This window comes from Micromonospora sp. NPDC005173 (assembly GCF_040608515.1).
GTDB lineage: Bacteria > Actinomycetota > Actinomycetes > Mycobacteriales > Micromonosporaceae > Micromonospora.
The window spans coordinates 15615-27007 of the sequence record NZ_JBEXIK010000068.1 but is presented as its reverse complement, the minus strand read 5'-3'; the positions used below and the strand labels follow the sequence as shown (position 1 = coordinate 27007).

General features: G+C 68.6%; 10 protein-coding genes, 16 tRNA genes, 1 other RNA gene and 4 pseudogenes. 4 read left to right on the top strand and 27 right to left on the bottom strand.

All coding sequences use genetic code 11. The features are described 5' to 3' along the window. Positions 1 to 112: 112 nt before the first annotated feature. The 12 genes and pseudogenes from ABZV00_RS35680 to ABZV00_RS35625 all read right to left on the bottom strand — a co-directional run. Positions 113 to 186: transfer RNA gene (locus tag ABZV00_RS35680), tRNA-Pro, on the bottom strand. 77 nt (positions 187 to 263) lie between these two features. Continuing rightward, positions 264 to 336 (bottom strand) — tRNA-Arg (locus tag ABZV00_RS35675). A 13-nt stretch (positions 337 to 349) separates the two neighbouring features. Continuing rightward, positions 350 to 713: RNase P RNA component class A (gene rnpB / locus ABZV00_RS35670), an RNA gene on the bottom strand. Between the two features lie 9 nt (positions 714 to 722). After that, positions 723 to 797, bottom strand: a tRNA-Ile gene (locus ABZV00_RS35665). Position 798: 1 nt separating this feature from the next. After that, positions 799 to 889: transfer RNA gene (locus ABZV00_RS35660), tRNA-Ser, on the bottom strand. A 14-nt stretch (positions 890 to 903) separates the two neighbouring features. Further along, positions 904 to 977 (bottom strand) — tRNA-Asp (locus ABZV00_RS35655). A gap of 184 nt (positions 978 to 1161) precedes the next feature. Then, positions 1162 to 1234 (bottom strand) — tRNA-Leu (locus ABZV00_RS35650). A 10-nt stretch (positions 1235 to 1244) separates the two neighbouring features. After that, positions 1245 to 1317: transfer RNA gene (locus ABZV00_RS35645), tRNA-Thr, on the bottom strand. A 1-nt stretch (position 1318) separates the two neighbouring features. Beyond that, positions 1319 to 1394, bottom strand: a tRNA-OTHER gene (locus tag ABZV00_RS35640). 1 nt (position 1395) lies between these two features. Further along, a tRNA-Leu gene (locus tag ABZV00_RS35635) sits at positions 1396 to 1472 on the bottom strand. A 6-nt stretch (positions 1473 to 1478) separates the two neighbouring features. Continuing rightward, positions 1479 to 1552, bottom strand: a tRNA-Gln gene (locus tag ABZV00_RS35630). Between the two features lie 103 nt (positions 1553 to 1655). Continuing rightward, positions 1656 to 1961 (bottom strand): annotated as a pseudogene (locus tag ABZV00_RS35625) (HNH endonuclease); the annotation flags it as partial. A 25-nt stretch (positions 1962 to 1986) separates the two neighbouring features. On the opposite strand from ABZV00_RS35625, the pseudogene ABZV00_RS35620 reads away from it, so the two are divergent. Beyond that, a pseudogene (locus tag ABZV00_RS35620) lies at positions 1987 to 2256 on the top strand (histone-like nucleoid-structuring protein Lsr2); the annotation flags it as partial. Between the two features lies 1 nt (position 2257). On the opposite strand, the gene ABZV00_RS35615 reads toward ABZV00_RS35620, so the two are convergent. The 14 genes from ABZV00_RS35615 to ABZV00_RS35550 form a co-directional block, all read right to left on the bottom strand. Continuing rightward, positions 2258 to 2334, bottom strand: a tRNA-Gln gene (locus tag ABZV00_RS35615). A 7-nt stretch (positions 2335 to 2341) separates the two neighbouring features. Then, positions 2342 to 2414, bottom strand: a tRNA-Gly gene (locus ABZV00_RS35610). Between the two features lie 16 nt (positions 2415 to 2430). Continuing rightward, positions 2431 to 2503 (bottom strand) — tRNA-Glu (locus tag ABZV00_RS35605). 129 nt (positions 2504 to 2632) lie between these two features. Then, a tRNA-Ala gene (locus ABZV00_RS35600) sits at positions 2633 to 2705 on the bottom strand. Between the two features lies 1 nt (position 2706). Then, a tRNA-Pro gene (locus ABZV00_RS35595) sits at positions 2707 to 2781 on the bottom strand. 109 nt (positions 2782 to 2890) lie between these two features. Further along, a tRNA-Trp gene (locus ABZV00_RS35590) sits at positions 2891 to 2963 on the bottom strand. A 73-nt stretch (positions 2964 to 3036) separates the two neighbouring features. Continuing rightward, positions 3037 to 3168, bottom strand: coding sequence for a hypothetical protein (locus ABZV00_RS35585; RefSeq protein WP_328418350.1), 132 nt, complete (start codon positions 3166 to 3168; stop codon positions 3037 to 3039). Between the two features lie 536 nt (positions 3169 to 3704). Next, entirely contained in the window at positions 3705 to 4883 is a 1179-nt protein-coding gene (locus ABZV00_RS35580) for a MalY/PatB family protein (protein ID WP_355614427.1), read from the bottom strand. Positions 4884 to 5061: 178 nt separating this feature from the next. Then, positions 5062 to 5859: an ABC transporter permease gene (locus tag ABZV00_RS35575; RefSeq protein WP_355614424.1), complete on the bottom strand. Its 798-nt coding sequence runs from the start codon at positions 5857 to 5859 to the stop codon at positions 5062 to 5064. Beyond that, the gene (locus ABZV00_RS35570) at positions 5856 to 6794 is read right to left on the bottom strand and encodes an ABC transporter ATP-binding protein (protein ID WP_355614421.1); all 939 of its coding nucleotides are present in this window, start codon (positions 6792 to 6794) and stop codon (positions 5856 to 5858) included. Before ABZV00_RS35570 ends, ABZV00_RS35575 begins: the two co-directional genes overlap by 4 nt. Further along, complete coding sequence (locus tag ABZV00_RS35565; protein ID WP_355614418.1) at positions 6791 to 7159, bottom strand: hypothetical protein; 369 nt, start codon at positions 7157 to 7159, stop codon at positions 6791 to 6793. Before ABZV00_RS35565 ends, ABZV00_RS35570 begins: the two co-directional genes overlap by 4 nt. Next, complete coding sequence (locus ABZV00_RS35560; RefSeq protein ID WP_355614436.1) at positions 7159 to 7764, bottom strand: helix-turn-helix domain-containing protein; 606 nt, start codon at positions 7762 to 7764, stop codon at positions 7159 to 7161. The genes ABZV00_RS35565 and ABZV00_RS35560 overlap by 1 nt, the downstream gene beginning before the upstream one ends. A 262-nt stretch (positions 7765 to 8026) precedes the next feature. Next, positions 8027 to 8665 carry a hypothetical protein gene (locus ABZV00_RS35555; RefSeq protein ID WP_355614415.1) on the bottom strand — a complete coding sequence of 213 codons (639 nt, stop codon included), beginning with the start codon at positions 8663 to 8665 and terminating at the stop codon, positions 8027 to 8029. A gap of 205 nt (positions 8666 to 8870) precedes the next feature. After that, positions 8871 to 9686, bottom strand: coding sequence for a helix-turn-helix domain-containing protein (locus ABZV00_RS35550; RefSeq protein WP_355614412.1), 816 nt, complete (start codon positions 9684 to 9686; stop codon positions 8871 to 8873). 112 nt (positions 9687 to 9798) lie between these two features. On the opposite strand from ABZV00_RS35550, the gene ABZV00_RS35545 reads away from it, so the two are divergent. The 3 genes and pseudogenes from ABZV00_RS35545 to ABZV00_RS35535 all read left to right on the top strand — a co-directional run. After that, positions 9799 to 10161, top strand: a complete 363-nt coding sequence (locus ABZV00_RS35545) for a VOC family protein (protein WP_355614409.1) — start codon at positions 9799 to 9801, stop codon at positions 10159 to 10161. Positions 10162 to 10208: 47 nt separating this feature from the next. Next, positions 10209 to 10622, top strand: coding sequence for an SRPBCC family protein (locus ABZV00_RS35540; RefSeq protein WP_355614406.1), 414 nt, complete (start codon positions 10209 to 10211; stop codon positions 10620 to 10622). A 142-nt stretch (positions 10623 to 10764) separates the two neighbouring features. After that, positions 10765 to 10911, top strand: a pseudogene (locus ABZV00_RS35535) (leucine zipper domain-containing protein); the annotation flags it as partial. Positions 10912 to 11276: 365 nt separating this feature from the next. On the opposite strand, the pseudogene ABZV00_RS35530 reads toward ABZV00_RS35535, so the two are convergent. After that, positions 11277 to 11378: pseudogene (locus ABZV00_RS35530) on the bottom strand (IS5/IS1182 family transposase); the annotation flags it as partial. Positions 11379 to 11393 lie beyond the last annotated feature (15 nt).

Genomic DNA, 11393 nt, shown 5'->3' with positions numbered 1-11393 from the left:
GTCTTAGAGTGACCACCCTCTATACCGGAGCTCCGCTGCTTCGTCTCCACGACACGCTTGACAACCCACCACACCGCCTAACTGAACGGCGTTGGAGCTAGTACCCGTTGAATCGGGATAGCCGGATTCGAACCGACGACTTCTTGGCCCCCAGCCAAGCGCGCTACCAAACTGCGCTATATCCCGATGGCGGAGAAGCGTGCCGGGCCAGGGGCATGCCCGGTAGGTGGTCGGCGTGGTTACCGCTCTTCACGTTTCTCCAGAGCCCCCGACTGGAATCGAACCAGCGACACCGAGATCCGTAATCTCGTGCTCTTTCCACTGAGCTACGGGGGCATGTGTTGCAAACGAGGGAAGCCGGCCGGTACGCCGGGTTCTGCCCCACCCCGGCGGCCCGGTGGTGGGGGCGACCATCCATCTCGGCCTACCGTCACCGGCAGGCTCTAGCGGCCAACCCGCACGCATCAGGCGGGCCGCCCGCGTGCTGTTCGGCCTTACTCCGAATGGGGTTTACCGTGCCGCCACCGTCACCGGTAGCGCGGTGGGCTCTTACCCCACCGTTTCACCCTTACGGCCGGTGATGCATGCCGGCGGTCTGTTCTCTGTGGCACTGTCCCGCCTTTCGGCGGGTTCCCGTTAGGAACCACCCTGCCCTGCGGAGCCCGGACGTTCCTCGGCGGCTTGGGAGCCGACGCGGTCGCCTGGCTGGCATTCTCGCTGCGTGCCGTCGGCTGGAGTCGAACCAGCGCATCTCCTCGTTATCAGCGACGTGCCTTAACCAGCTTGGCCACGACGGCTTGGCGGAGGGACCGGGATTCGAACCCGGGCCGGGGTTGCCCCCGGTCTTCCTTAGCAGGGAAGCGCCATAGACCGCTCATGCCACCCCTCCATAATCTTGCTTCGCGGCGCCGACGGGACTCGAACCCGCAACCCCCGCCTCGACAGGGCGGTGCTCTGGCCAATTGAGCTACGACACCTTGGCGCGCGACTTCCAGCCGGCTCGGCATTCCCGCAGGGGAGATCGCACACACGGTCCACCTATCGCGCTTCGGCGGACCTGCGGTCACGAGCTGGCCGGCATGGACAGTGGATCGACCCGGTTTCGAACCGGACACACGAGGTTTGCAAAGCGACACTGGGCACCAGCCCTCGACCCATGCGTACCCGACCGGGGATTCGAACCCCGCACCTCTCGGACCTGAACCGAGCGCCTCTTCCTCTGGGCCAGTCGGGCATGTACTGCGAGCCGCCGGTTGGCCTCGAACCAACCACCTGCGCCTTACGAGGACGCCGCTCTGCCTGATGAGTTACGGCGGCGTGGAGCCGGCGGCCGGGCTCGAACCGGCGGCCCTCCGCTACAAGGCGGACGCTCGGTCCAGCTGAGCTACGCCGGCGTGGTGCCCTCGGCGCGATTCGAACGCGCACTGTCGGCCTCCTCAAGACCGCGCCTCCTGCCGTTGGGCTACGAGGGCATTGCGCTCCGAGAGGAGGGCTCGAACCTCCAACCTTCCGATCCAGAATCGGACGTGCTGCCAGATTGCACCATCTCGGAATGGGCCGGCGAGCCGCGGTCTCGCCGGCGGGGAGCGTCGACGCTGCACGGTGCTCGACCAGGTGGGGACCTGCGGCCGGAGCAGCAGGTCCATGCCGGCCTCGGCGAGGGTGAGGTCCGCCTTGCGCTGGTTGCACGAGTAGCACGCGCTGACGGTGTTCTTCCAGGTGTTACGCCCGCCGCGGGAGCGGGGCTGGATGTGGTCGACGGTCTTGGCCGGGGCCAGGCGGTAGCCGCAATGGTGGCCGTCGCGCCGGAGCACGCCGGACTTGGACCAGCTGGGCCGCTCGGCCTCGTGGATCTCGGCGACCTGGCGTATGAGCCTCCTGCCTTTGGGCTCCCCGAGGCGAGAACCGCAGGTTGCGGCGTCGAGTACCGGATCGACCTGACCGAGAAAGAGCCGGAGCATCTTCGAGGAGTAGCTCGCGCCGTTCGTTGATGCCGCCCGCAGGGCCTGGCAGGGGGCAGGCCGCGCGGCCCCTGGGGCGATGAAGTCCCAGAACGCCGAGCGGGACCGTCGACGGATCATCCGGGAGTGGTGGACGAAGAACGAGAAGCTCGTCGGCCAGAAGGCCACCGAGCGCGGACGCATCCCCGCCACCGTGATCGACGCGTACCGGCAGCACCAGACGCTGGTCGGTCCTGCCACGAGCAGGTCATCCGGCGTGATTCCAGCGGCGACGGGCTCCGCGCCTGGGGTGTGAGCTCCGGGAGCAGGAATCGAACCTGCGTTTGTACCGGGATTCAAAGTCCCGTCGCCCCTGCCAGCAGAGCAGCCCGGAATGGTTGAGCGGTCGGCGGGCACCGACCCCGCTTCTTCGGTTTGGAAGACCGACGTGTCCGCCGAGTTCACCACGACCGCATGGCATTTTCCTGCGTAGGCCGTGCGGGATTCGAACCCGCAACCTTCTGGCTGAGAACCAGGTGAGCTGCCAATTGCTCCAACGGCCCATGGAGCCGACGGGGGCCGGGTTGTGCGCCCGGGCTTCCCCCGCCAACGTGCCCTCCCCCCGACTTGAACGGAGTCCTCGGGGACTTCACTCCCGTGCGCTACCGGTACGCGAGGAGGGCATTGGTACGTGGAGAAGAGGGGACTCGAACCCCTGGCCTCCGCCCTGCCGAGGCGGCGCTCTCCCATCTGAGCTACCTCCCCATGGTCCGGGACCGGGGTGTCGAACCCCGTGTCTCCTGCTCCCAAAGCAGGCGGGTTGCCGTCTCCCTCGTCCCGGAGGGTCTTGCCCCCGGCCGGCCCGTGTGGGCGCCGGCCGGGGTCTTGCTTTGCCATCCACTGTGGAGTTGAGAATTTGCAACGTCGCCGGCCGCGGCCGGGACGAAAAGCAGGGGCGACAGGACTTGAACCTGCAACCTTCGGTTTTGGAGACCGGTGCTCTACCAGTTGAGCTGCGCCCCTATGAACTTGTTCGAGTAACGAAAAAGCCGCCCTATCCCTGTCGGGGTGGGCGGCTTCGCAGCTTGCGCTGACGCTATTCGCGCCGCCACCCCGGCTTCCAGTTCTGCTCGCTCGCGCACAGATCGTGGGCTCGCCCGATCGAGGGCAGCACGACACCGCCGCGCGGCATGAACCGCGTGGTTTCGGTGGAGGCGTACTGCAACACGGGGAACTCCTTGGGTTGGTCCGGTTGACCTTGCTCATTAAAGGTAGGCGCGGGGTCCGACATTGGCAATGGATATTTCGAGGCACATTCATGTCCTTCGCCAGTGGCCGCCGTCAGTCGAGGTAGGCGTCCTGCGCCTGCGACTTGAACACCATCGGCAGCGCGGGCTGACACCTTCCGCAGCGCCGGTAGTTCGCGCCGTACCCCGATGCGTTTCTTCCCGTCGGCGGAGAGCCCGTAGGTCGCGACAGCCTTCACGTCAGGATCGCGAGCGCTGCTCACGACGGCGGCGATGGCTTCGGCCACTAGGCGGCGGAGTCGGGCGCGCGGAGCACGGCTACCTGCTCAACTGCAGCCGCACGACCTGGCCATGTCTCGGGTTTCTCTGCCGCTGCGGAGCAGGCAGAGTTCGGCTCAGGAAGAGCTGATCGGCAGTCTCGACGAGGCGCCGGAGTTCGCGAGCCCGCGCTGCGCTGATCCACCCTGGGCATGGGTTCTTCCGGGCAATGGCGGTCGGCAGCGACCGAAGTGGCTTCTCAGGCGACGGCGGTGGCCATCCGCCGTACCGCCTCGGTGATCAGCTCCGGTGCGGTGGCCAGATTCAGCCGGACGTGGCCGGCGCCGCCGGTGCCGAAGGCCGAACCGGGGTTGAGCGCCACCCGGCCACGGTGGAGGAACACGGTGGCGGGGTCGTCGCCGAGGCCCAGGGCGCGGCAGTCGAGCCAGGCGAGATAGGTGGCCTGACCGGGGTGGTAACGGATGGCCGGCAGGTGCTCGGCGAGCAGCGTGGCGAGGAGCCGACGGTTGTCGTCCAGGCCGGTCAACAAGGCGTCGAGCCACTCGCCGCCGTCGCGGAGGGCGGCGGTGTGGGCGATCACGCCGAGGTGGCTGGTGCTGACGCTGGCCTCGAACGGAACGCGCGCGAGATCTGCGGCCGCGGCCGGACCGGCGATGAGGAGTGCACCGCGCAGGCCGGCCAGGTTCCACCCCTTGGAGGCGGACATCAGCGACAGGCCGTTCTCCGCGCCGGGCACCGAGAGGTACGGCACAAAGCGCACTCCCCCGGCCACCACCGGAGCGTGGATCTCGTCGGCGACCACCCGCACCCCGTGCCGCTCGGCCAGACTGGCGACGGCGGCCAACTCGTCGGCGGTGTGCAGGACGCCGGTCGGGTTGTGCGGGCTGCACAGCAGGTACGCCGCTGGCCGCCCGCCGGCCCGAGCCTGCCGGAACGCGTCCTCCAGTGTGCCGAGGTCGATCCGCAGGTCCTCGCCGAGCGGCGCCTCCACGATCCGGCGGTCGGCGTGCGTCACGAACTCGTAGAACGGCGGGTAGACCGGGCAGTTGACGATCACCGCGTCCCCCGGCTCGGTGATCAGCCGCAGCGCCTCGACGACGCCGTGCATCAGGTCGGGTATCAGCGCGGTGCGCTCCACGGCCAGCCCGTCCCATCCCCACCGCCGCCGGGCGAACTCCGCCAGCGCCTGCGGGTACGCCGTGCCTGCGGTGTAGCCGGTGTCGCCGCGCGCGACAGCGTCGGTGATCGCCTGCGCGACCGGCTCGGCCAGCGGCACGTCCATCTCCGCCACCCAGAGCGGCAGCACGTCGTCCGGGTACTCCCGCCACTTGAGGCTCGTCCGTTGCCGGAGCTGGTCGATCGTGAGCTGGCGAAGGGGATTCACCGCGTTTCGGGCACCACGAAGCACAGTACTCATGGATGAACCCTATTCCGCTCCCTGCCACCTCGCGATCACGGCCGAGGGACGGTCGGCATGCGAGTCAGGTGCGCAGCCGCGCATAAGTGATCTTGCGCAGCGGTGAGGATTTGGCGGTGCCGTTCGGGATGACGCTCGGTAGCGGGGCTGTGCGGTGGCGCGGTCGCGGCTGTGTTGGTCAGGTGATGTCGCGGCGCATGGGGATGAGGACGGCGATGGCGCAGGCACCTATGGCGTATGCGGTGAGGAGGAGTGCGCCGGCTGCTGGCGGTAGGAGTTGGACGGTGGTGTTGCCGAGTTGTGCAGACATGGCGTCGGCGAGGTAGGTGAAGTCGGTGAGGGCGGCGGTGGCGCCGCCGGGCAGGATCGGATAGAGCGTGTTGACGCCGGGAATCAGCATGAGCAGTGTTTCGCCCATGTAGAGGTAGCCGATCACGACGCACAGGGCTGCGACCTGGTTGCGGATGAGGGCGCCTATGCCGACGCCGATGATCAGATACACCACCATGGCGGCGGCGATGCGGGCGAGCAGCGCGAGCAGGGTGTGGGCGGGCAGGCCGAGTGGGACTTGGCGGGCGGCGGCGACGGTGAACACGGCTGCGGCGGCGGTGCCGGCGAGGATGAGGCCGTAGGCGAGCCCGGCGACCGTGTAGGTGGCGAGTTTGGCGGCGAGTACCTGCCAGCGGCGCGGTGCGACCAGGAATGTGACGGCGGCGGTGCGGTGCCGGTATTCGGAGGTGACCGCGAGGGTTCCGGCGGCGGCTGGGACGAATGCGGTGTAGCCGAGGATGCCGAGGATGGAGCGGACGCCGGTTTCGGTGTCCAGTCCGGGCATGGGTGGGTCGAAGTTTTCCGGGCCGATCAGCGCCATGCCGCCGAGCATGCCGCCACCGAGCAGGGCGCCAACGACTAGGAGTCCGCCCCACATGCGGGTGGCTAGTAGCCTGCGGAACTCGGCTTTGATCAGGAGGGTCATGGGGTGGCCTCCTTGTCGGTGGTCGGCGTGTCGGTGGTCAGGTGGAGGAAGAGTTGTTCGAGGCTGGTGTTCTCGGTGACCAGTTCGTGTACGCGCAGGCGGTGCGCGGCGGCGAGGTCGGCGACGCCCGGCGCGTTCAACCCGTGTATCCGCAGCCTGCCGGGTCCGACCGTTTCGACCCGTGGCGTGGTGCCGTTGTTGGCACGGCTGGCCTTCAGGGTCGCGGCGAGGGCCTCGGCGTCGGGTGAGGTGACCAGCACGGCCGGCGGGCCGGCGAGTTGGGACCACGGTCCGGCCGCGACGAGTTCGCCGCGTCGGATCACCACCACGCTGTCGACGAGCTGCTGGATCTCGCTGAGCGCGTGGCTGGAGACCAGGACGGTGCGCCCTTCCTCGGCCAGCCGGCGCAGCAGGGCCCGTAGCCAGGACATGCCTTCCGGGTCGAGGCCGTTGCTGGGTTCGTCGAGCAGCAAGACGCGGGGGTCGCCGAGCAGCGCGGTGGCCAGGTTGGGCCGTTGCCGCATGCCGGTGGAGAACCCGCGGGTACGCCGGTCGGCGGCCTCGGTCAGGCCGAGCAGGTCCAGCAGTTCGGTGACGCGGTTGTCTGGGTGGCCGCCCATGGCGGCGTAAACGCGTAGGTGGTCGCGGGCGGTGTGGCCGGGGTGGAACGCGTTGGCGTCGAACACCGCCCCCACGGTGTTCGAGGGCCGGGCCAGCCGGCGGTAGGGCTGCCCGTCGATGGTGGCGATACCACTGGTAGGCGTCACAAGGCCGGTCAGCATCCGCATCGTGGTGGTCTTACCGGCGCCGTTCGGGCCCAGGAACCCGGTGACTACACCCGGTGCGACGGTGAAACTGAGGTCGCGGACCGCGGTGACCTCGCCGTACCGCTTCGTCAGGTGCGCCACCTCGATCGTCAGGCGGGCGCCGCTCATCCGCGGGCCGCCAACGCACGCCCGATCGCGTCCGCCAGGTGCGGCGCGGCCGGGCTGGAAAGCACGACCTCGTCGAACGCACCGCCGGCCGTCCGGTCCAGGATCAGGTGCAACCCGAGCTCGCCGCGACGGGCCGCCACGAGCTGCCGGGGACCGCCGAACAGGCCCCAAATGCCGATCTTGACGACACCGGACACCGCGAGCCCGCGCCGGCCGCCGCGCGCCAGGCGCACCGGATCGTCGACCGAGGCGGCCTGCCGCACCACCGCGACGGGCAGCACGAGCCGCTCCTGCCCGATCCACAGTCGCTCCCAGCTGGTGAACCCGATGTCGATCACATCGCCGGCAACCATGACCGAAGCCATCAGTCGTCCCCCTTCGTCGCCCCCGAGTTGTCCACGGTCTCGGCTGTTGGCGTTTTGTCGCTCGTGGCGGCCGGCTGGTCGGCCGGCATCAGGATCGTCGCCAGCAACCGCGGTATTCGGCCGCCACCGGGCTCGTTGGCCAGCAGCGGGCCGACCAGCGCGTTGAGGTCGGCGGCGAACTGGCCCAGCTCGGCGTCGGTCAGCTGCAGCACGAGCTGGTGGTAGCCGACGCCGTCGGCGGCGAAATCGATCCGCTCCCGGGCCAGGTAGCGGGAGAACTCCGGCAGCAGGCTCGACACGAACGCCGTGAAGTAACGAGCGTGGTCCTCGGCCGTGGCTGTGGCCAGTGCCGCTGGGTCCAGCGTGGCACCGTGCGCCGGTAGCGCGTACACCCGCTCGACGGCGCCGCGTACCTTGCGCTCCTCGACCACGTCCAGCAGCCCGGCCTTGACCAGCGTCGCCAGGTGCCGGTACAGCGTCGCCTGCGCAATGTCCGGCAACAGTTCAACGAGGTCACGCGTGGTCAGCTGGGCAGCTGCGACCGCGCGCAGGATCCGGATCCGGACCGGGTGCAGCGCCAGCTCGGCCCACCGCTCACTTGGCATCTCCACGTCGCAACGTTATCACTATCGAGAGTGATAACGATGGCGCTAGCAACCGCCGACCTTCGTGGGCCTTCCGGGAGTTCGAGGCCGCGTCTCCGACCCCTTTGGACCGCGCTTCGCCGCACGTACGGGCACGCGTCCGGCACAAGCCGCAGATCACCGCAGGCCACCTGAGCCGGCGGCGGGTCGGAGGGCTCCCGGACGGGGCGACGCCCCGGCCTCCGTGGGAGGCCGGGGCAGTCGAGGTAGGGGCCTTGTAGCGTCAGCCGACGGTGGTTGCCCGGGCCGGCTCGGGGGCGGCGAACGCCTCGCTGCGCGGGGTCCGGAAGGCGTGCACCAGGCCGGCGAACGAGAGCAGCAGGAGCAGCGCGGCGCCGAGGTACATGACCGTGGCGGCCTGTCCGGCCTTCACCCCCATTTCGCTGAAGCCGTACGAGGTGAGCAGTAGACCGCGCAGCGTCTCACCCTTGAACACGGTCTCGCGCTGGCCGCTGACCTCGGCGAGCTGCTTCTGCAGGTCGGCCAGGGCCGGGTCGTTGGTCTGCTGAGCCGTGGCGACCTGCTCGCGTAGCTGGCTCTGCGGCTCGCCCAGGTCGGCGTAGGTCTTACCGCCAGCCATGTTCTTCAGGTGCAACCCGATGTACTCGTTGGCGTAGCACTCGGCCTGCTTGCCGGTGGTGAGCTTTTTCCCCGCGTTCTCGACCAGGCACTCGGCCTTCTTCTCTTCCTCGTCGAGCTGGGCGGCCGGCGTGAACGTGATGTTCTGCGCGCCTAGCTGGTCGCGTACATAGTTGCTGGCGAAGGTGGCGTTCGACGTCAGGACGATGCCGACGACGAGCAGCAGGACTGCGAGGCCCAGCCCACCGATGCTGAACAGAAGGTCGAGGGTCCTGCGCTTCATGGGAGTCTCCGAGGGATGTTGACGGCTGATTCGGTAACCATCACGTTGTCAGCTTCCCCGCCCCACCCGGCAGGGCCGTCCCCCCTTAACCGGCGGGACCTTCGGCCCCCCGGCGGCCCGGGTCCGCCGGCGCAGAGGCGGTGTCGACAAGGGACTCGGCCTCCCGGAAGGTGATGGCAGAAGGGCCCTCAGGTGGCAGATGGCGTCAGGTTGGCTCGGCCAGGAGGCGACGCAGCGCGGTCGGCGTGTGGCCCAGGTGTTCGCGGACGGTGCGGCACAGGTGTGCCTGGTCGGCGAAGCCGAGGTCTGCGGCGAGCGTGGCGAGGCTTGACTCCCCGCCCTCCAGCCGGTCCAGCGCTCGGCCGAGGCGGACCCGATTTCGGTAGCGGGTCAGCGACACCCCCAGCTCCCGAGTGAACGCCCGACTCAACCGGTACGGCGAGACCCCCAGCAACTCGGCGAGCGGGAACAGTCCGTTCGCGGCCGGGTCGCCCTCGCCGATCACGGCGCGTGCCGCTGCCACGAGCGCATGATCGGCCTTGGCGGGACTCGCACCCATGGGCGTCGGGTCGGTGACGACCTGCTCGACTACGCGGCTGAGCAGGTCCATCAGTCGCTCCGTGAGCGCGTAGTCAAGGTCCCCGGCGCTGGCGGCGGTGAGGACCCGACGGTGGGTGAGGTCAAGTCGAGGGTCGACATAAACGACCGGCCTGGTTACCCGCGCCGCGTCACCTGCCAGGGCACGCCACAGCGCCGGTGTCAGCCTCACCGACGTACACACGTCTCCCCCCGCGGGATGGGCGAAATACTCCTCGTCCCCTGGCAGGCCAACGTATGCGAGGGTCGGATCAACCTCCGCGGGGACACCGGCGGTCCTCCTGCGGAATCGGCCACGGCGAACCAGCACCACCCGGTAGTCGTCCTGCGACTCGACCTCCGACCACCCCTTGTGGTCGTCGCGACAGGTCACCGCCGTCACCGTGAAGTCGGGCCGGGCAGCGAGAACACGGAACGAGCGCACGCCTCGAAGCTATGCCCGAGGTCCGACAACCAACGCAAGGATCTTCAAGACGGCACGCGCCGTGGCGGGCAGGCTGCTCCATGAGTCCATACGAGTTCAAGGAGTAGTCGACATGCCCGCATTGGCTGAGTTCACCACGGTCATCCTTGACTGTGCCGACCCAGGCCCGCTCGCCGATTTCTACCGGGCGGTGACCGGCTGGGAGGTCACCTACCGCGACGAGGACTGCGTCCAGCTGGGCAACGGCGGCCAGATCCAGCTCGGTCTTCAGCGCGTCGACGGCTACCGGCCCTCGGGCTGGCCCGACGTGGCCAAGCAGGCCCACCTCGACTTCAAGGTCATCGACGTGGGGCACGCGGTCAAGGAGCTGCTCGCGATCGGTGCGACCATGCCCGAGTTCCAGCCTGGCGGGGACGAGTGGGTGGTGCTCGCCGATCCACAAGGGCATCTCTTCTGCCTCGTCGGCAGCGACTGACCTTCCCTGGCTGCCGCCACAGCTCTAGCAGAATCGGAGACCGAGCAATGGCTTCCATCCGCAAGGAAATCATCATCGAGTCCAGCGCCGACAAGGTTTGGAACGTGATCCGCGATTTCAGTGCCGGACCGTCGCGCATGGCGCCCGGCTTCGTCGTCGACACCCGCATCGAGGCAGCCAGTCGGGTCGTCACCTTCGCTGATGGCACGGTGGCCCGCGAGCGTCTCGTCTCGATCGATGACGTGGCTCGTCGGACCGTCTACTCGGTCGTCGGTGACACGATCCGCCCGACCCACGACAACGCCTCCATGCAGGTCTTCGACCAGGGCGAAGCCCGCAGCCGGCTTGTCTGGATTCACGACGTCCTGCCCGACGACCTCGCCACATCACTCGACGCCGCCATGGAGCAAGGCATGACCGTCATCAAGCAGACGCTGGAGTCTGAAGCCGCGCACGCCTAACGGACGACCGCATGCTGCAGGGTGTGTCGGCCTAGGTGTTCTGCCCGTGGACGTTGGTGACAGGACTTAGATCTTGAAATGGGTGAGGACCTCCGGGTGAGGTGGAGCTTGTCGAAGGTTCCGCACCACCCAGGAGGTCCTCGTGACCCACGCTAATGCACCCTTGACCGAACGCGGGAGACTGCGTCTGGCCCGCTGTGTCGTCGACGGCGGCTGGCCGCTGCGCCGGGCCGCGGAACGGTTCCAGGTCAGCCCGACAACAGCGAAACGCTGGGCCGATCGCTACCGCCGGGCAGTTCGTCCCGCGCGGACTCCATCGCATGCGAGTGGGCTGACCCGAGCGTATGCGCCGACCACCGCCAGCACCCGGCGCAGAGGCTGACCTCGCAAAACTCGACCATGGAGTTGCGGGTAACCGCGGGGCAAGTTGAACCCGAACTACATAATCAGGATGGCTACCGACCTGCAGTTGTGTTGACGTTAAATCCCATGTCCGCCCAGTGCCCATTCGGCACCGGACGGGGGTTGCGTCATAGGGCTTCCTCGTTCAGCCATTGGGCGACGGCTTGGAAGTCCGCGTCGGTGAGGCCGCGGCGTGGGTCCGCGCGGGGCAGGAGCGCGGAAGCCTGTGATGCCCAGGTGCGTGATGGCGGAGGCGGTGTCGGTCAATGTTCTGGCGGCGCGGCGGTAGTCACGCAGGATGTTCCGGGACTTCATTCGGGCCAGGGCGTGTCCGACCTGGGCGCGGACGGTACGAGGCGCCACGGAGAC

Bases quoted from the DNA above. Each gene is read 5' to 3' on its own strand.
- ABZV00_RS35540 (WP_355614406.1), top strand. From the start codon at position 10,209: ATGGCTTCCATCCGCAAGGAAATCATCATCGAGTCCAGCGCCGACAAG.
- ABZV00_RS35580 (WP_355614427.1), bottom strand. From the start codon at position 4,883: ATGAGTACTGTGCTTCGTGGTGCCCGAAACGCGGTGAATCCCCTTCGC.
- ABZV00_RS35565 (WP_355614418.1), bottom strand. From the start codon at position 7,159: ATGGCTTCGGTCATGGTTGCCGGCGATGTGATCGACATCGGGTTCACC.
- ABZV00_RS35560 (WP_355614436.1), bottom strand. From the start codon at position 7,764: ATGCCAAGTGAGCGGTGGGCCGAGCTGGCGCTGCACCCGGTCCGGATC.
- ABZV00_RS35570 (WP_355614421.1), bottom strand. From the start codon at position 6,794: ATGAGCGGCGCCCGCCTGACGATCGAGGTGGCGCACCTGACGAAGCGG.
- ABZV00_RS35555 (WP_355614415.1), bottom strand. From the start codon at position 8,665: ATGAAGCGCAGGACCCTCGACCTTCTGTTCAGCATCGGTGGGCTGGGC.
- ABZV00_RS35545 (WP_355614409.1), top strand. From the start codon at position 9,799: ATGCCCGCATTGGCTGAGTTCACCACGGTCATCCTTGACTGTGCCGAC.
- ABZV00_RS35575 (WP_355614424.1), bottom strand. From the start codon at position 5,859: ATGACCCTCCTGATCAAAGCCGAGTTCCGCAGGCTACTAGCCACCCGC.